The sequence below is a fragment of the Chryseobacterium sp. DT-167 genome, assembly GCF_058310155.1.
Window position 1 is genome coordinate 92,581 of sequence record NZ_JBZEEQ010000009.1, and the last position, 18,655, is coordinate 111,235.

General features: G+C 34.9%; 17 protein-coding genes and 1 tRNA gene. 15 read left to right on the plus strand and 3 right to left on the minus strand.

Annotated elements, in window-relative coordinates; all coding sequences use genetic code 11:
* The 11 genes from AC4FQ5_RS13040 (at position 1) to AC4FQ5_RS13090 (ending at position 11,595) form a co-directional block, all read left to right on the plus strand.
* Entirely contained in the window at positions 1-1,614 is a 1,614-nt protein-coding gene (locus tag AC4FQ5_RS13040; protein ID WP_491143946.1) for a DUF1501 domain-containing protein, read from the plus strand.
* Positions 1,615-1,770: 156 nt separating this feature from the next.
* On the plus strand, positions 1,771-4,584 hold the full coding sequence (gene leuS, locus AC4FQ5_RS13045; RefSeq protein ID WP_491143947.1) for a leucine--tRNA ligase: 2,814 nt from the start codon (positions 1,771-1,773) through the stop codon (positions 4,582-4,584).
* A gap of 239 nt (positions 4,585-4,823) precedes the next feature.
* The gene (locus AC4FQ5_RS13050; RefSeq protein ID WP_047445039.1) at positions 4,824-5,687 is read left to right on the plus strand and encodes a MotA/TolQ/ExbB proton channel family protein; all 864 of its coding nucleotides are present in this window, start codon (positions 4,824-4,826) and stop codon (positions 5,685-5,687) included.
* Positions 5,688-5,747: 60 nt separating this feature from the next.
* The gene (locus AC4FQ5_RS13055) at positions 5,748-6,356 is read left to right on the plus strand and encodes an ExbD/TolR family protein (protein WP_300352245.1); all 609 of its coding nucleotides are present in this window, start codon (positions 5,748-5,750) and stop codon (positions 6,354-6,356) included.
* Positions 6,357-6,371: 15 nt separating this feature from the next.
* Complete coding sequence (locus AC4FQ5_RS13060; RefSeq protein WP_491143949.1) at positions 6,372-6,941, plus strand: ExbD/TolR family protein; 570 nt, start codon at positions 6,372-6,374, stop codon at positions 6,939-6,941.
* Between the two features lie 24 nt (positions 6,942-6,965).
* Positions 6,966-7,808 carry an energy transducer TonB gene (locus AC4FQ5_RS13065; RefSeq protein ID WP_491143951.1) on the plus strand — a complete coding sequence of 281 codons (843 nt, stop codon included), beginning with the start codon at positions 6,966-6,968 and terminating at the stop codon, positions 7,806-7,808.
* 72 nt (positions 7,809-7,880) lie between these two features.
* Complete coding sequence (locus AC4FQ5_RS13070; RefSeq protein WP_491143953.1) at positions 7,881-8,078, plus strand: C4-dicarboxylate ABC transporter; 198 nt, start codon at positions 7,881-7,883, stop codon at positions 8,076-8,078.
* Positions 8,071-8,940 carry a PstS family phosphate ABC transporter substrate-binding protein gene (locus AC4FQ5_RS13075; RefSeq protein ID WP_491143955.1) on the plus strand — a complete coding sequence of 290 codons (870 nt, stop codon included), beginning with the start codon at positions 8,071-8,073 and terminating at the stop codon, positions 8,938-8,940. Before AC4FQ5_RS13070 ends, AC4FQ5_RS13075 begins: the two co-directional genes overlap by 8 nt.
* Before the next feature lie 91 nt (positions 8,941-9,031).
* Positions 9,032-10,681: a tetratricopeptide repeat protein gene (locus AC4FQ5_RS13080; protein WP_491143957.1), complete on the plus strand. Its 1,650-nt coding sequence runs from the start codon at positions 9,032-9,034 to the stop codon at positions 10,679-10,681.
* Between the two features lie 80 nt (positions 10,682-10,761).
* Positions 10,762-11,481 carry a bacillithiol biosynthesis deacetylase BshB1 gene (gene bshB1 / locus AC4FQ5_RS13085; protein WP_491143959.1) on the plus strand — a complete coding sequence of 240 codons (720 nt, stop codon included), beginning with the start codon at positions 10,762-10,764 and terminating at the stop codon, positions 11,479-11,481.
* Positions 11,482-11,518: 37 nt separating this feature from the next.
* Positions 11,519-11,595, plus strand: a tRNA-His gene (locus AC4FQ5_RS13090).
* A 91-nt stretch (positions 11,596-11,686) separates the two neighbouring features.
* Here the strand turns inward: AC4FQ5_RS13090 and AC4FQ5_RS13095 are convergent.
* Together AC4FQ5_RS13095 and AC4FQ5_RS13100 are read right to left on the minus strand one after the other, a co-directional pair.
* Positions 11,687-12,022, minus strand: coding sequence for a DUF3276 family protein (locus tag AC4FQ5_RS13095; RefSeq protein ID WP_029295477.1), 336 nt, complete (start codon positions 12,020-12,022; stop codon positions 11,687-11,689).
* 99 nt (positions 12,023-12,121) lie between these two features.
* Positions 12,122-13,783 carry an ABC transporter ATP-binding protein gene (locus AC4FQ5_RS13100; RefSeq protein ID WP_491144097.1) on the minus strand — a complete coding sequence of 554 codons (1,662 nt, stop codon included), beginning with the start codon at positions 13,781-13,783 and terminating at the stop codon, positions 12,122-12,124.
* A gap of 89 nt (positions 13,784-13,872) precedes the next feature.
* Between AC4FQ5_RS13100 and nusB the strand changes: the two genes are divergently transcribed.
* From nusB to AC4FQ5_RS13120, 4 genes are all read left to right on the plus strand, one after another.
* Positions 13,873-14,778, plus strand: coding sequence for a transcription antitermination factor NusB (gene nusB / locus AC4FQ5_RS13105; RefSeq protein WP_491143961.1), 906 nt, complete (start codon positions 13,873-13,875; stop codon positions 14,776-14,778).
* Between the two features lie 11 nt (positions 14,779-14,789).
* Positions 14,790-15,308: a DUF1573 domain-containing protein gene (locus AC4FQ5_RS13110; RefSeq protein WP_491143963.1), complete on the plus strand. Its 519-nt coding sequence runs from the start codon at positions 14,790-14,792 to the stop codon at positions 15,306-15,308.
* A gap of 1 nt (position 15,309) precedes the next feature.
* Entirely contained in the window at positions 15,310-15,675 is a 366-nt protein-coding gene (yajC, locus tag AC4FQ5_RS13115; protein ID WP_491143965.1) for a preprotein translocase subunit YajC, read from the plus strand.
* A gap of 209 nt (positions 15,676-15,884) precedes the next feature.
* Entirely contained in the window at positions 15,885-16,619 is a 735-nt protein-coding gene (locus tag AC4FQ5_RS13120; protein WP_491143966.1) for an SDR family NAD(P)-dependent oxidoreductase, read from the plus strand.
* Positions 16,620-16,774: 155 nt separating this feature from the next.
* Here the strand turns inward: AC4FQ5_RS13120 and ligD are convergent, their stop codons facing one another.
* On the minus strand, positions 16,775-18,625 hold the full coding sequence (gene ligD / locus AC4FQ5_RS13125) for a DNA ligase D (protein WP_491143967.1): 1,851 nt from the start codon (positions 18,623-18,625) through the stop codon (positions 16,775-16,777).
* Positions 18,626-18,655 lie beyond the last annotated feature (30 nt).

Genomic DNA, 18,655 nt, shown 5'->3' on the forward strand with positions numbered 1-18,655 from the left:
ATGAACAGAAGAAAATTTTTACAGATGGCTTCTATGGCGGGAGTGGGAACGCCTTTTCTGCTCAATGGGATGCCGACAAGATTTTTAAATCAGTTTCTGGATTTCAATGTAAATTGTGATGCGGTAAATGACAGGGTTTTGGTGATTTTACGGATGGCCGGAGCCAATGACGGACTCAATACTGTAATTCCAGTAAGTCAGTATGATACTTATGCGAATCTTCGTCCGAATATCAAAATAGCAAATACGGGAACCGGATCGTATATTAATTTGGATAATACTGTTGCTTCTGCCAAGCAAGTGGGGCTTCATCCTTCGATGACGGGTTTCAAATCGCTTTATGATTCAGGAAAGTTGACTTTAATGAATGGAGTAGGATATCCGAATCCAAATTATTCGCATTTCAGATCCGAAAATCTGATGTTTGCAGGGAAAGACGGTTCGAATAATCAGGATCTTCTGGATGGTATTTTTGGAAGATATTTGGGTGGGCTTTATCCCGGACTTGCAGGTAATCCAACAACTCAAAGTCCGGATCCTCTCGCAATTCAGCTGGGAAATCTGAATCCTTGTCTTTTCTATGAACATACGGTAGAAAAAAATATTGAATACAACCTTACTGGTTTTCAAACTACGCTTTTCAATACGCTTACGATACCTGTAAATTCCGAATACAATGATCTTTTAGATTATATAAAAGGTGTTGCTACAAGTATGGACAGTTATTATAATCGTGTGATGCAGGTTTTCAATGCAGGAAATAATTCTACAGTCACTTACCCGAATTCAAGTTTAGGAAAACAGCTGAAAGTTGTTGCCAGATTGATAAAAGGTGGCAGTAAAACTAAAATTTTTCAGGTAAATTTGGGAGGTTTTGATACGCATGTCAATCAAATTCAGTCAGGAAGTACACAGTTGGGAAATCATTCTAATTTATTGGGTGATATTTCCAATTCGATAGCGGCTTTCCAGACGGATATCGAAGCTTTGGGAATCGGAAATAAAATCTTGACGGTTTCTTTTAGTGAATTTGGAAGACAAGTTAGAGAAAATGCCAGTTTAGGAACAGATCACGGAGATTTGGCTCCTTTCTTTATTGTCGGAACTAATATTTCCGGTGGTATTATGGGAGATCATCCTGTATTTACCAATGCTACAAGTTACTACTACAATCAAAACCAGAGAAGATACGATTACAGACAGATTTTCGCATCTTTAATGCAAGACTGGCTTGGTGCGGATTCCGGGTTGATTGCTTCTGCCGAACTTCAAAGTTTTGTTGCTCCAGGAACAAAGGTTAATTTAGTGAAAACAGCCAGCGTTGCATCTACGGTCTGTAGCACTTTGGGCACTTCTGAGACTAAATCTGTACAGAATGTTAAAATTTATCCTAATCCTGCAAAAGATTATATTAATATTGAAATCCCAGATTTTAATAAAAATGCTGAGATTATTTTATTCGATGTTTCCGGAAGGAAAGTTCATTCAGAATTTAAATCATTTTTAAATGGGAAAACAAACATCTTTGTAGGAAACCTTACAGACGGAAATTACATTTTAAATATAAATCACGACGGACAAATATCATCTGCGAAAGTTATTGTTTCAAAATAATTCAAAATTAAAAAATATTAATAGGTCTAAAATTTTTATCTAATGTTTAAATTAATATCTTTAAGTTAAATTTACCTCTGGACTGATATTTTAGTCCAGATCTTTTTTATAAAAAACACTAAATTTGTGAAATCAATATAATATACAATTAACAGAATGTTTTACGATCATCAGCAGATAGAAAAAAAGTGGCAGAAATACTGGGAAGACAATCAAACTTACAAAACTTCCGATAAAACAGACAAACCGAAATTTTATGTTCTCGATATGTTTCCTTATCCTTCCGGAGCAGGACTTCATGTTGGTCATCCTCTCGGATACATTGCGTCAGATATTTATGCGAGATACAAAAGACATCAAGGTTTCAATGTTCTTCATCCTGTTGGTTACGATAGTTTCGGACTTCCTGCTGAGCAGTATGCAATTCAGACCGGGCAACATCCTGCAATTACTACTGAGCAAAACATTACGAGATACGAAGAGCAATTAAGAAAAATCGGATTTTCATTTGACTGGAGTAGAGAAGTGAGAACTTCCGATGCTTCCTATTATAAATGGACACAGTGGATTTTCATTGAATTATTCCATTCCTGGTATAATAAAGATACAGACAAGGCAGAATCGATCACAACTTTGATCAAGCATTTTGAAGAAAAAGGAACAGCAGATTTAAATGCCAATCAAAACGATGAATTACATTTCACAGCAGAAGAATGGAAATCTGCTTCTGAAATTGATAAAGAAGATATTTTATTAAATTATCGATTGGCTTACAGAGCTGAAACGACTGTAAACTGGTGCCCTGCTTTGGGAACGGTTTTGGCAAACGATGAGGTGAAAGACGGAAAATCTGAAAGAGGAGGTTTCCCTGTTTTTCAAAAGAAAATGATGCAGTGGAGCATGAGAATTTCTGCATATTCTGAAAGATTATTGCAAGGTTTAAAAACTTTGGACTGGCCACAACCTCTGAAGGATTCTCAGGAATACTGGATCGGAAAATCTCAGGGAGCACAGGTGAGATTCAATGTTGAAGGTCATGATGAGATCGTTGAAGTATTCACGACAAGACCAGATACAATTTTCGGAGCAACCTTTATGGTTTTGGCTCCGGAAAATCCTTTGGTAGAAAATATCACAACGGCAGAACAAAAAGCTGAGGTTGATTTTTATATTGAAGAAACTTCAAAGAAAACCGAGCGTGATAGAATGGCAGATGTGAAAAACGTTTCGGGTGCTTTCACGGGAAGTTATGCGATCAATCCTTTCAGCAATGAAAAGATGCCAATCTATATTTCAGATTACGTATTGATGGGTTACGGAACGGGAGCTGTAATGGCGGTTCCTGCACATGACGAGCGTGATCACAGATTTGCAAAGAAATTTAATTTAGAAATTAAAAAGGTTGTAGAAACGGATGAAGACATTCAGGAAAAATCTTTTGATTCTAAAGATTCTGCCTGTGTAAATTCTGATTTCTTAAATGGTTTAAATTATAATGATGCAAAAGCATTAATAATAGATGCGATTGAGAAAAAAGGAATCGGTCACGGAACGACGAACTATAGACAGCGTGATGCGATTTTCTCAAGACAGCGTTATTGGGGAGAGCCGGTTCCTATTTATTATAAAGATGGAATGCCTTACACGTTACCAACTTCTGCTTTGCCTTTGGAACTTCCTGAAGTTGAAAAATATTTACCGACTGAAGATGGAGATCCGCCATTGGGAAATTCAAAAACTTTTGCCTGGGATGAAGCGAATCAAAAAGTAGTTGCGACAGATCTTATTGATGATAAAACTATTTTCCCGTTAGAATTATCTACAATGCCGGGTTGGGCAGGAAGTTCTTGGTATTTCCTTAGATATATGGATCCTAATAATGATGAGGTTTTTGCGAATAAAGAATTATCAGATTATTGGGGGCAGGTAGATTTATATATTGGAGGTAGCGAGCACGCAACCGGTCACTTATTGTATTCCCGTTTCTGGAATATGTTCTTAAAAGACAGAGGATATATCAGTCAGGACGAGCCTTTCCAGAAGTTGATCAATCAAGGGATGATTTTGGGGATGAGTGCTTTTGTTTATAGAGTTGTTGGTACAAATCAATATGTTTCTAAGAATCTTATAAATGATTATATAACTCAAGTGTTACATGTTGATGTATCTTTATTAAAAGGAACATCTGACGAATTAGATATTGAAGCTTTTAAATCTTGGAGACCGGATTATGCAGACGCAGAGTTTATTTTAGAAGACGGAAAATACATTACAGGTCGTGAAGTAGAAAAAATGTCCAAATCAAAATACAACGTAGTCAATCCGGATGATATTTGTAACGAATACGGAGCTGACGGTTTAAGATTGTATGAAATGTTTTTGGGTCCATTAGAGCAATCCAAGCCTTGGAACACACAGGGTCTAAGCGGAGTTTATGGTTTCTTGAAAAAATTCTGGAATTTATATTTTAATGAAGATACTTTTGAAGTCTCTGAAGAAGAACCTACAAAAGCTGAATATAAAATTTTGCACACCTTAATAAAAAAGGTGGTGTATGATATTGAAAATTTTTCTTTCAATACGTCAGTTTCTTCATTTATGATCGCTGTTAACGAGTTACAGAAAATAAAATGCAACAAACGCAATATTTTGGAACCTTTAGCCGTTATTATCTCCCCGTATGCTCCGCATATCTGTGAAGAGGTATGGAATTTGCTTGGTCACAGCGGGTCGATTGAATTTGAAAAGTTCCCGGAACTGAACGAAGAATATTTAATTGAAGACGAAATTAATTATCCGGTGAGTGTAAATGGTAAGATGAAATTTAAAATTTCTCTTTCAGCTCAACTTTCGGTACAAGAAGTTGAAGTTTTAGTGCTTCAAAATGAAAAAATGAAAGAGATTTTACAAGGGCAAACACCAAAAAAGATTATTGTGGTGCCTAAAAAGATTGTAAATATTGTAATTTAAAACAAATTTAACATTGGTAATTTCAAAAAATTAAGCCCTTAATATTTTTGATTTTTTAATGTAATTTCAATTAATGATAAAAATCAGTAAAATTTTTAAATATAATTACAGTATCGGAATCGTATTAAATTTTCGTTATCAAAAAAAGACAAAATGTTTATTTAAGACTATTGCATTTTAAGTAATTTTGCCTTTATTTTACAACTTTAAAATTTTTAAACAATATAATTTAGTTAAATATGGAAATGAATGTTTCAAAAAATGATGAGCAAGTAGTTGCTAAAAAAGCAGGGGGTCTTAATCCGGCTGTAATTATTCCTATTCTATTAGTTATAGGGATTTGTATTTATTTATTCGTTCTTGGTAGCCCAGGAAACTTTAAAGATGCAGACAAACTAGGAAGTGGTTCTGTTGCTTTTTCAAGTGTTGAAGGGAAAGACATTCACCCAGAGTCGTTTTTGGGAATTATCTACAAAGGAGGAGTTATCGTACCGATCTTGATTACTTTCATGATCACTGTAATCGTTTTCTCTTTCGAAAGATATTTTATTCTTAGCAAAGCTGCTGGAAAAGGTAACTTAGATAATTTCGTAGTAAAAGTAAGAAGCTTACTAAACCAAAACAGAGTTGACGAAGCTTTAGAAGAGTGTGACAGACAGGAAGGTTCTGTAGGTAACGTAGTAAAAGAAGGTCTTACAACTTACAAGGCTCTTTCTAATGACACTACATTAAACAAAGAGCAAAAAATGGTTGCTTTGAACAAAGCGATCGAAGAGGCTACTACTCTTGAAATGCCAATGCTTGAGAAAAACATGATGATTCTTTCTACTCTAGGTACAGTTGCAACATTGATCGCACTACTTGGTACAGTAATCGGGATGATCAAGGCGTTCTTCGCATTAGGTTCTGGAGGTGGTACTCCTGATGCTGCTGCACTTTCTACAGGTATCTCTGAAGCATTGATCAACACAGCTTTAGGTATTGGTACTTCTGCAATTGCGATTATGCTTTATAACTTCTTTACATCTAAAATTGACGGATTGACTTACAAGATCGACGAGATCGCAATGAGCATCCAGCAGTCTTTCGCAGAATTCAACTAAGAATTTTGTAGCAAGATATTTGCATTGTAAAAAGAAGTTTAATTAAAAATAAATAATATAATGGCGAGAGTCAAACCAAAAAGACATGGGGTAGTTACGGATATGACGGCAATGTGTGACGTTGCATTCCTACTACTTACGTTCTTTATATTGACCACTCAGTTTAAGAAACCTGACGTGGAGCAGATCAAACCGCCATCTTCAATCTCAGAAAAATTACTTCCTGATGCTAGTTTAATGACTATCAATGCCACTCCGGACGGAAAATTTTATTTCCAACCTGTGGATAATGCATCAGAAAGAGTACAGCTTTTAGATAAAATGGGCCAAAAGTACGGCGTTGCTTTTGATAATAAACAAAAAGCTGCATTTCAAAGAGTTCAGGCAATTGGGGTTCCTATGAACCAGCTGAAAAGCTATTTGGATTTGCCGGAAGATGCGCAGAAAAGTTTTAAGAGTCCCACAGGGATTCCTATGGATAGTACGAATAAACAGTTAGTTGACTGGGTAGAGCAAAGTCTAAGCGTTAATCCTGATTACAAATTAGCAATCAAAGGTGACGTTACGACGGAGTATCCTAAAGTTAAAAGTTTATTTGAGGGTTTAAGAGATATCGATTTTCTTAAATTTTGGTTGATAACGTCACAAGAAGGTAAACCTAATGAATAATAATATCATTTAGAAATGGCAGAAGTACAAGTACAGGAAAAAGGCGCCAAAGGCGGCAAGGTACGTTCCAAGAAACAGAGTACCAGAGTTGATATGACTCCGATGGTGGACTTGGGTTTTCTATTGATTACCTTCTTTATGTTCACAACCACATTCTCTAAACCGAATGTTATGGATTTGGGCCTTCCGGCAAAACCGAAAGAAAATACTCCGAAACCACCTCCAACCGAGATTAAACTTTCAAATTCAATTTCGTTATTATTAGGTAAAGACAATAAGATTTTTTGGCATCAGCAGGATAATACGTCTTTGACTGACCAAAACCTTAATGAAACTAATTTTGACAGAGAAGGGATCAGAAAGATCATAGAGCAAGCAAAAGCTAATGCGGCTGATAAAACTAAATTTACAGTGATTATCAAACCGACTGACGATGCAGTGTATAAGAACTTTGTAGATATTCTTGACGAAATGGCAATCACCAAAAGTGAGCAGTACGGTGTTACTGATCTTAAGCCTTGGGAAAAAGCTATTTACGATAGAAAGGTAGGGAACCCAGCTGGTGCTGCTCCTGCAACAAAGTAATTTAACCATTAAATTTGAATTACAATGGCAGATGAAAATGTGTACAGTCAGAATCTTTCATTAGATGAGATTGTATTCGAAAATAGAAATAAAAGTTATGGTGCATATGATATCAGAACTCAGTATCCTAGATTACTGACAAAGTCTTTTATCATTGGTACATCATTATTCCTTGTGGCTGCTTTATCTCCTTTTATCTATCTTACTATTAAAAATATGAATGCGGCTGACGAAGTTCAGGTGAAAGCAGATTTAGTAGAAATTTTACAGGAAGATAAAATTATAGAAGAGCCAAAAGAAGAAGAACCACCTCCACCACCTCCTCCAAAAGAGGAAGAAAAAATTGAGGTAATCCAAAACGTAGTTCCGGAACCGGTGAAAGCTCCCAAAATTGAGACGCCACCACCGCCAATTTCTAAGCAATTAGAAACTACTACTGGGCTTCAGAATCAGGAAGGAGTAAAAGCTCCTGCATATACGCCACCACCGCCACCGCCATCTACAGGAACCAAAGCTTCAACGGCTGAAGTTAAACCTCAGGTGAGTGATACTCAGGTGTATAGCGAGGTAGAGCAGACAGCAGAATTCCCTGGAGGAATCAATGCTTTCAGAAATAAATTTCAAAATAGCTTTGACGGTTCAGCGATGAACGGTGATGAAGGAGCTGTTAAAACTGAAATTACTTTCGTAGTTGAAAGAGACGGAACTATTACCGATGTAAAAGCTAATGGTAAAAATTCTGACTTTAATTCTGAAGCGGTTAGAACTATTAAGTCAATTAAAAATAAATGGACCCCTGCAAAAATCAACGGTCAATCTGTTCGTTACAGATTCAGATTCCCGGTATCAATGAATTTTGAAGGATAAGATTTATCTTAAATACTATTAAAAAAGAGAAGCAATCGCTTCTCTTTTTATTTTTTTTAATACTTTTGTTATATGATGTTCAATTGGTTATCCTTAGTCACAGGATTGTTTTATATAGTTCTTGGAGTAGTAATTATTGTTTATAAATTTTTCTTTACTCTTTTAGAACCTGCTGTAGCTTATCCGCTTGGTGGATTGGTAATATTGTACGGTGTTTTCAGAATATGGAGAGCTGTTTCAAAAATTAAAAATACAGATGATCATGAATAATCTGAAATTATTTATCATTCTTCTGCTTGCTTTCACTGTAAGTTGCTCAAAAAAGGAAGATAAATCTCCGTCTTACCATAAAGGTGAAATGACCATATTTACAGATGAATCTTTTAAAAGCGTTACTGAAGCCTTAGCTGATGGATATATGATCAATTATCCTGAAACTAAAATTAAGGTAGTTACTAAAAAAGAAGATTTAGGTTTCTTAGATCTTTTAAATGACAAGGCTAGAATTGTTGTAATGTCAAAAGAACTTTCTGCCGAGGAAGTAAAAGCTTACGAAGAGCAGGCTGACCTTAAATTCTTACCCGCAAAATTTGCAGCGGACGCTGTAGTTTTTGTTGTTCCTAAAAATTCTTCGAAAACAAGTATTACGATGGAGGAAATTGCTCAGGGAATGCAGTCTGATGATAAAAAGTTTATTTATGACGGAGCAAACTCAAGTAATTTAAATTTTGTGGCACAAAAACTTAAGAAACTTCCAAAGGATTTAAAATATTCTATCATTCCCGGAAGTACGAATGTTATTGAGGAATTAAATAAATATCCGGACAAAATAGGGGTGGTAGGCTTAAATACAATTAGCAGGCCTTATGATAAAAATGCTGAAAAATTGAGAGAGCTCATCAAAATCTTGCCAGTTGAGACTGAAGGGAAATTGTATTCGCCAGATTTTGAAGGTTTACGCGAAATGAAATATCCTTTTACAAGAGTATTGTATTTCTTAACAAATGAAGGAAATTTTAACATTGCAAGCGGATTTATAAGATACTCATGCACACAGCTAGGACAAATAATCGTGCAAAAAGAAGGCTTACAGCCATATAATATTTACAGACGAGAAGTTCAGATGCGTTAAATAATATTAAATTAACCTCATTATCAGAATATTTCATTTATTTTGGTCTGAAAATTGTGGGTTGATAAAAGTTCAATTTAGAAAATATATAATGAAAGATATAATGATTATGAATGTAAAGAAGATTGCTTTTGGAGCAGCGGTTGTATTTTTTAGCAATTTTACAATTGCACAAACGTTACAAGATGGTATTAACAGCATTGACAGTGATAAATTTGCTCTGGCAAAAAACAATTTCACTCAGATGATTGCTAAAGAGCCAAAAGCAGAAAATTATTTCTATTTAGGAAATACTTACTTAAGACAATCAGAGCCGGACTTTGCTCAGGCAACTGAAAATTTTAATAAAGGTCTTGCTGCAGACAGCAAAAGTTATTTAAATAAACTTGGTTTAGCTACAGTTAAATTAGGCAAAGGTGATAAAAGTGCTATTGCTGAAATTCAGAAAATAGTAACTGACTCCAGAGAAAAAGATGCTGAAGTTCTTTTCAGAGCTGCTGAAGCATTAACCTTATTTGAAAAAAATAACTCTCCTGATTTAGCAATTCAATTTTTGAATAAAGCAATTGAAAGAGCGGCTAAAAAAGAAGTTCCTGCAAACTATTACTATACTTTAGGAGATGCTTACAGATTGAAGAGAATTCCTGGTGATGCAATGTCTGCGTATGACAAAGCTTTACCTTTAGCTAAAAACAAAGCTTCGGTTTATACAAGAATCGGAACACTTTGGATGGCAGCTCAACAATGGCAACAAGCTAAAACAAGTATTGAGAAAGCAATTTCTACAGACCCGACTTATGCGCCTGCGTACAAAGCTTTAGCGGCTTATAACATCAAATACCAGGAAAATGCAAAAGCAACTCAGGATTTGATTAATTATACAAAATATGCTGATGAAGATCCTTATACTCAGTTGGAGATTGCTAAATTGTATTTTACCAATGAAGATTATGCCAACTCAAAACTGATTTTAGATAAGATTTTTGATAAAATTAATGATCCTATTAAATTCAAATTGAGAGCATATGTAAACTATGCAGACGGGCAGTATGCAGAAGCGAAACAAAATATGGATACATTCGTTTCTCAAGCCGAGAAATCGAGAGTGCAGCCTGCAGACCAAGGTTTGCAAGGTCTTATTGCTGCAGGTTTGGCAAAAACAGAAACTGATGCTGCGAAAAAAACAGCTTTAATGACTGAAGCTCAGCAAAAAGTAGCAATTGCTAAAGCGGCAAAAGATGAAACGATGAAGTGGGATATGGAACTTGTAAAAATTGCTGGTGGTGGAGCTTCTCAATCAGCTGTAGATGCAGGACCAACTAATCCTCAAATTGAAGCATTGAAAAAGCAGGTTGCTGCAAATGCTCAGGATTCTGATGCTCTATATAAATTGGCAACCGCTTATCAGGATGCTAAAAACTGGAATGGTGCTATTGTAACATGGCAGAAAATGAGTACGCTTTTACCGGACTGGGCTCCTGCGTATTACAGTTTAGGATATGCATACCAACAGGCTACAAATAACGATGCTGCAAAGATTGCTTATGAAAAATATATTGCTACCGTAAAACTTGCAGAAGTAGAAGCTAACAAGCAGACTTTGGCTTATGCTTACTTTGCGGTTGCATATTTATCTAAAGATTCTGATGTAGCAAAAGCAAAAGACTATGTTGCTAAATCTTTACAGTTAGATCCTACTTATCAGGATGCTGTAAAATTAAATACAGAGATCAACAAATAATTTAATTTTTAAATTATATATTAAAACTTCCCATTCTCAATGTTTGGGAAGTTTTTATTTTAAATCTTATATTTGAAACTATGAAAACAGACATACTTGCTTTTGGTGCACATCCGGACGATGTTGAATTGGGTTGTGGCGGAACAATTGCCAAATTAATTTCGGAGGGTAAAACCTGTGTAATTATTGATCTTACTAAAGGTGAACTTGGAACTCGCGGAACTGATGAGATAAGACATGAAGAGGCAACCGAATCTGCAAAGATTTTAGGAGTTTCTGCAAGAGAAAATTTAGGAATGAAAGACGGCTTTCTTGTTAATTCTGAAGCGTATCAATTGGAAATTGTAAAAATGATCCGCAAATACCGTCCGGAAATCGTGTTAGCGAATGCAATTGATGACAGGCATCCGGATCATGCAAAAGCGGCGAAATTAGTATCGGATGCATGCTTTTTAGCTGGATTAAGAAAGATAGAAACAATGGTTGATGGAGAAAACCAGGAAGTTTGGAGACCAAAACAAATTTTCCATTATATTCAGTGGAAAGATATTAAACCGGAATTTGTAATTGATATATCAGAACATCTTAATAAGAAATTGGAAGCCTGTATGGCTTTTAAAACACAATTTTACGATCCGAAATCTACAGAACCGGAAACTCCAATCACCTCAAAAGACTTTTATGAAAGCCTGACTTATCGTGCTCAGGATTTAGGAAGGTTATCAGGAGTTACTTATGCTGAGGGATTTACGACAGAGAAGCTGATTGCGATGAAAAATTTTGACGGAATTGTTTTGTAATTAAAAAATATATCCTATATTTGCACCACCAAAAACGGTGATTGTAGCTCAGTTGGTTAGAGCGCCGGATTGTGGTTCCGGAGGTCGGGGGTTCGAGACCCCTCATTCACCCCATGCAAACACATTTTCAAAAGAAAATGTGTTTTTTTATGCCAAAAAAAGCATCTGAGAAGATGCTTGTGTTTTTTATATAATTAGTTTAGGATTAAACTTCATCATCAGAATCGATCGTGTATGTTCTGCTTTTGAAATCTTTATCATGTTTTTCAGATATTACATCTTCACCTTTTTCGTTAATGATAAAATCTGTTGATTCATTAAACATCTCCTGAAAGCTTTTAAAATCCTCTTTATAAAGGTAAATTTTATGCTTTTCGAATGTAGCCTCTCCATTCTCCCCGAAATTCTTTTTGCTTTCGGTAATTGTAAGATAATAATCTCCTGCTTTCGTCTCGCGCACATCAAAGAAATACGTTCTTCTTCCTGCTTTTAACACCTTCGTGAAAATTTCATTCTCATGGCGTTCCTTGTATTCACTCATTATTAGATATTTTTTAATCTTGTTAAGAACAAATATAAAATATTTCTTTTAATCACAAAATTTTTTTTATGATTTATTTAACAATTCAAAAAGAAATGGCTAAGCGGTTACAGAATTGGTAATTTCAGTAAGATTGATAATTTTATCTGCTCTTTGAGCGCTTGATTCTCTGTGAGTGATAATTATAGAGGTTGCATTATGAATTTTCGTGTCTATATTCTCCAGAATATTCTGCTCGGTTTCTGTATCTAAAGCTGACAACGAGTCATCGAAAATGATAATATTCGGATCTTTTATTAACGCTCTTGCAATACAAATTCGCTGTTTCTGACCTCCGGAAAGCATTACTCCGCGTTCTCCGACCATTGTTTTGTAACCTTCTTTAAATTCTATAATATTTTTGTGCACATCTGCTATCTTAGAGTATTCTACCACCTTTTCGTGGGAAGGATTGTCGATTGAAAAACCAATATTATTTTCAATAGAATCTGAAAAAAGATAACTTTCCTGTGGAATATAACCAATAAAATCTCTGTAATTATCAAGGTTGTGATCCTTAAGATTTTTTCCGTCAACTAAAATTTCACCTTCTGTCGGATCAATTAGTCTGCATAAAAGCAGAGCGATAGTCGATTTTCCGCTCCCGGTTTTACCCATAATGGCTAAAGATTGTCCTGCGCTTATTGTAAAACTTAAATTTTCTAAAGCTTTAATTCCCGTATTCGGATAAACGTATGATACATTTCTGAATTCAATATCCCCTTTTATTGGGTACTTCTCGAAATTTTTATTTAAAACTTCAGATTTTTTATCTAAAAACTCATTGATTCTCTGCATAGAAGCTTCTGCTCTCTGATTAACAGAAGTTACCCATCCTACCATAGAAAACGGCCAGATCAGGATATTGATGTACATGAAGAAGTCTGCGATTTTCCCTACCGTTAATTCTCCTGCAATATATTTTTGCCCACCAATTAAAATGATAGCGACGTTGAGCAATCCGATTACAAATAAAATGATTGTGAAGAAGTAGGCTTCAGTTTTTGCTAAATCTAAAGCTTTATCCTGGTAATCGGTAACCTTTGCGCCGTAATTTTTTTTAATGTAATTTTCTTTAGCGAAAAACTTAACGACACGAATTCCTGAAAAGCTGTCCTGTACAAAAGTGGAAATCGCAGATTGGCTTTTCTGCATAATTTTCGACTTCTTATTGATGATTGAGCTTACTTTGAAAATGATGTAAGAAAGAATGGGTAATGGGAATAAAGTCCATACAGTCATCGATACATCAGTTTTCAGCATATAAATACAGGTGATCGTCAACAAAATTAATAAGTTCACCACATACATTACACCGGGACCAAGATACATTCTTACTGCAACAACGTCTTCACTTAAACGGTTCATCAAATCGCCGGTAGTGGTTGTTTTATAATCTGTTAATGATAAATCCTGATAATGTCTGTAAATTTTATTTTTAAGTTCGTATTCTATCCTTCTTGATGCTACGATAATGGTTTGTCTCATCATAAAGGTGAAAAATCCTGTAAGAAGCGAGCAGCCCACAATAATTGCAACATAAATAAGCACTTGTTTGTTAAAACCGAGGCTTCCGTTTTTTGTAAGCTCATCTACAGATTTTCCTACAAACTGTACTTTATATATGTTAAAAAAATTGCTGGCAATGATGAAGAATAACCCCCAAAACAATAATATTTTGTGTTTCCAAAAGTAAGGGTTCAGAGTTTTTAAAGCTTTCATAAACTTTTGCAAATTTACAAAAATAGAGTCAGAGTACGAATTCATAAATTTTAAATTTTGTATCTTTGCACCCATAAAAAGCTCTTTGAATGTTAGGAAGAAGACAAATCCGTGAAAAAGTAGTAGAAAGTGTATATTCTTACTACCAAAATCCAATAAAATTTGATGTTTTAGAGAAAAACATGTTCTATGGAATAGAGAAAATCTATAATCTCTATATTCTTGAGATCAACTTTTTGGTATCGCTGAAAAATTTAGCAGAAAACCAGATGGAAATTGGTAAGAATAAATACCTTAAAACTGATTCTGAGATCAATCCCAATCAGAAGTTTATTAATAATCAGGTATTAATAAAATTGGAAGAGAACCCTGAAAGACTTTTCTTTTCCGGGCAGCATGCAGATTTGAAATGGGATCTTCATGACGATTTTCTGGTGAGAACATTCCAAAGAATGACCTCGGGAAAACGGTATCAGGATTTTATGAAAGAAGATGGATATTCTTTTGATGAGGATCAGAAATTCATAGGTAAATTATTTTTAAGATACGTTGCAGAGAATGAAGATTTTCATGATTATGTAAGCGACAGAGAATTGACCTGGGCGGATGATATTCACATTGCAAACTCGATGGTCCAAAAAACAATTGGTTACATTAAAGAAAATGAGGAAAGCAAAACTTTAATTAAAATGATTAAAGATGAAGAAGATAAAAGTTTTGCAGCAAAATTGCTGAGAGATACCTTGAATAATTGGGAGGTAAATGAGAAAAAGCTTTCGGAAAGATTAGAAAACTGGGATTTGGAAAGAGTAGCACTAATGGATAAAGTAATCCTTACAACAGCTATTTCTGAACTTGATAATTTTCCTTTTACACCTTCAAGAGTTATTATCAATGAATATATTGAAATTGCTAAAATATTTGCAACTGACCGCTCAAATATATTCATCAACGGAATTTTAGATAAATATTGTAAAGATTTAAACAGAATATAAACAAAATAAAAATGAAAAAGTCGTTATCAATTATCGCTTTGTCTATCATAGGCTTTGGTTTGGTTTCTTGTAAAAAAGAAGAAAACAAAGAACTTCAAAATTCAGAAACGATTGCACCAGATTCTACGAATACATTGTCGGGTGATTCTTTGTCTCATAAGGCACACACTTCTGTAGCAGGAGAAACAGCTACACCTGCAGCTTCTAATCAGCCATTAACGACAGTTGCATTGTCAGAAAGCAATTTTAATTTTGGAAACATCAAAAAGGGTGATAAAGTAAATCACGTATACGAAATTACCAATACAGGAAAAAATCCTTTAGTTATTTCTGAAGTGAAGCCAGGATGTGGATGTACTGCTCCTGAATTTACTAAAGATCCTATCTTACCCGGTGAAAAAGGAAAAATTACACTAAGCTTCGATTCATCAAGCTTTGATGGTGCCGTACAAAAGTATGCAGATGTTTTTGTAAACGTTGAAAAATCTCCTATTAAGTTAACGTTCAATGCGAACATTCAACCTAAATAATATGCTAACAGTATTTTTACAAGCCGCACCAGGTGGAGGATTTTCTCCGATGATGCTTATCATGATGGGGGTGATGTTTGTCGGGTTTTATTTCCTGATGATCAGACCTCAGATGAGAAAACAGAAGCAGGAGAAAAACTTTCAGGAAACGTTGAAAGTTGGAACCAGAGTAGTTCTTACTTCCGGACTTCATGGAAGAATAGCCCAGGTTCAGGATGATGGTTTTGTAATTGAAACATTATCAGGGAAATTAAAATTCGAAAAAGCGGCTGTATCAAGAGAGTTTACAGAAGCCCGTTTCGGAGATAAAGCAAAAGCTGCTGAGAAAACGGCAGAGAAAAAAGAAATAGAAATTGAGAAGAAGTAATTATTCCGGTTTTTAAAATATTTAGTTTCGGCGGGGTGAGCAAAGCTCACCCCGCCGAAACTTTTTTAGATTATACAGTATAATTGTCATTCTGAAAAGCCTGTATATTTTAAAATGAACGATTCGACTCTGCGCAGCCTTTCCAAATCATCATGTAGTTATTCGTGAAAACATTTGTGAAATTTGTGTTTAAAAAATATCTTTACCCGATGAATCAAAACACAAACAAAACCGTTCTCATTTTAGGTGCCAATTCCGATGTTGCGAAACAATCTATTTTACAATATTTATTAAAGGGGTTTTCCATTATTGCAGCTTCCCGAAATACAAAATCATTGGAGGATTTTATTACTTCTAATAATGTAGACCAATCAAAAATCATGGTTTTATCTTTTGATGCGGCAGATTTTGATTCACATCAGAAATTTTATAACGAACTTCCCATAAAACCTCATATCGCGGTTTACGCAGCAGGTTTTTTAGTAGATAATGAAAAGGCTTTGAAAGATTTCAAAGGAACTCAACAAATGATGATTACGAATTATATGGGAGCCGTTTCCATTCTGAATATTATTGCTATGGATGAAAGCAATAAGAATTTAGAAAGAATCATCGGATTATCTTCACTTTCCGGAGTGAGAGGACGAAAAAGTAATTTCGTTTACGGAAGTACAAAAGCTGCTTTTACAACATATTTAGCTGGTTTGAGACAGGAATTAGCTTCAAGCAATATTAAAGTCAATGCTTTAGTGATCGGTTATATCAGAACAAAAATCAATGAAGGATTACAATTGAATGAATCTTTAATTATGGAGCCGGATTATGTAGCAAAGTTTATTGTCAATGCCGGAAATTCTTTCACTATTGTTCCGAATTTTAAATGGAAATTGATTTATTTGATTTTGAAAATATTGCCGGAGAGCCTGGTTGCGAAACTTCCTTAATTATATATTTTTAGTTAAGTGGCAGTCAGTTTTGTCATCCCGTAGGGATCTAAACATAGCATTAGAGAATCAATATGTAACAATTCGTGCTTAGATTCTTTCAGAATGACAGGCATACCGTAAAAAACAAATTGCTTTTATTTAAGAATATCAATTTATTCCTCCAACAATTCCAACGCCTTCATCATATCAATTCCCTTACCCAAAACAGGCTTAAACAAATCACCGTTTGTTTTAATTCTTTCCAATGCATTATGAATGTTAAAATCAGTCGGTTTCAAACCTGGCTTTAATTCTTCCCATTCCAAAGGCATGGAGACAGAAGCGCCTTCTTTTGGTCTTAAACTGTAAACACTTGCTAATGTTTGTCCGGTTCTGTTTTGCAAATAATCAAGATAGATTTTCTTGTCATCTCTTTTTTGCAGACTTCTTTCTAATGTTGTGATTTTCGGTAATTTTTCATTGACCTGTTTCATTAAAATATGAGCAAAATCTTTCACTTGGTCAAAATCATATTTCCCGCCCATCGGAATGTAGATGTGAATTCCCGTACTTCCCGAAGTTTTGCAATAGCCTTTGACTTTAATTGAATTTAAAACCTCATTCACCTGTAAAGCAGTCTCAATCACATCATCAAAACTATTTTTCTTCGAAGGGTCAAGATCTAAAACCAAAAAATCAGGATGCTCCAAATCAGGAAGCGAAGAGTTCCACGGATTTAGATCAATACAACCTAAATTATTCAGATAAGCCAACGTCGCCTTGTCATTACAGTAAATATAATCAATGTATTTATCATTAGACTCGGAGTAAACCTGCGTCGTTTTTATCCAATCGGGAATATTATCACTCGCATCTTTTTGATAGAAACTTTGTTCATCAATTCCGTTCGGAAAACGGTTTAATGATAACGGACGGTTTTTCAAATGAGGTAAAATATAAGTGGCAACAGACTGATAATATTCAATCACATCACCTTTTGCAATCCCATCTTTCGAAAAATAAATTTTATTCTGATTGGTCAGTTTTACTTTATGCTTGTCTAAAGTGATTTCCTTTTCTTTTTCGGAAGTTGAAGTCTTTTTTGCTGGTGTTTTGGCTTTCATTTCTTTAGGTTTTTCGTTCGTATCTTCGGGGTTTTTATCTTCACGGATCGCAACAAAAACAGGATGCCGGAAAATTCCGTCTTTGGTAATCTCAGAATATTTGATTTCGCAGACCAATTCAGGTTTTGTCCATGTTACAGGCATATTTGTTTTAGGAATAGTTTCAAACGGCGAAGTTTTGCTGACGAATTTTTTCAGTCTTTCATGAAGCAAATTCAGTGATTCTTTATTAAAACCTGTTCCCGTATGTCCGGCATAAATCAATTTTCCGTCAATATATTTTCCTAAAATCAATGCTCCGAAGCCTTGTCTTGACCCTCTTGGTTCAGTAAATCCACAAATAATAACTTCTTCCGTATTGGTGAATTTTATTTTAAGCCAATCGCTACTTCTGCTGTTTTCAATGTAAAGGCTGTCTGCTTTTTTGGCGATCATTCCTTCCAGCTGCATTTTTTTCATTTGATTGAAAAAGTCAATACCTTTTTCGAGAATATGATCACAATATTTGATAACATCCGTTTCAATCAAAGCTTCTTTTAAAAGCTCTTTCCGCTGAATTAAAGGGATTTCTTCCGTAGAATGACCATTGAGCCAAAGCAAGTCAAAAACTTGATACACTAAGGCTAAATTGGGATTGTCTCCAATTTGTTGTAATAATTGAAAATTAGGTCTTCCGTTTTCGTCGTAGGCTACGATTTCGCCATCGATAATCATTTTATGTTTCTGTTGATCAAAATCATTGGAGACTTTGTCGAATTTTGATAAAAAAGAAATTCCGTTTCGGGAGTAGAAGAGTGGTTGGTCTTTGCTCAAATCTGCAATTGCCCGATAACCGTCCCATTTTATTTCAAAAATCCAGTTTTCATCGTCGAATGCTTTTTCAAAAGATTTGGCAAGCATCGGTTTAGCGAAATTCTCTAATTTTTTTTC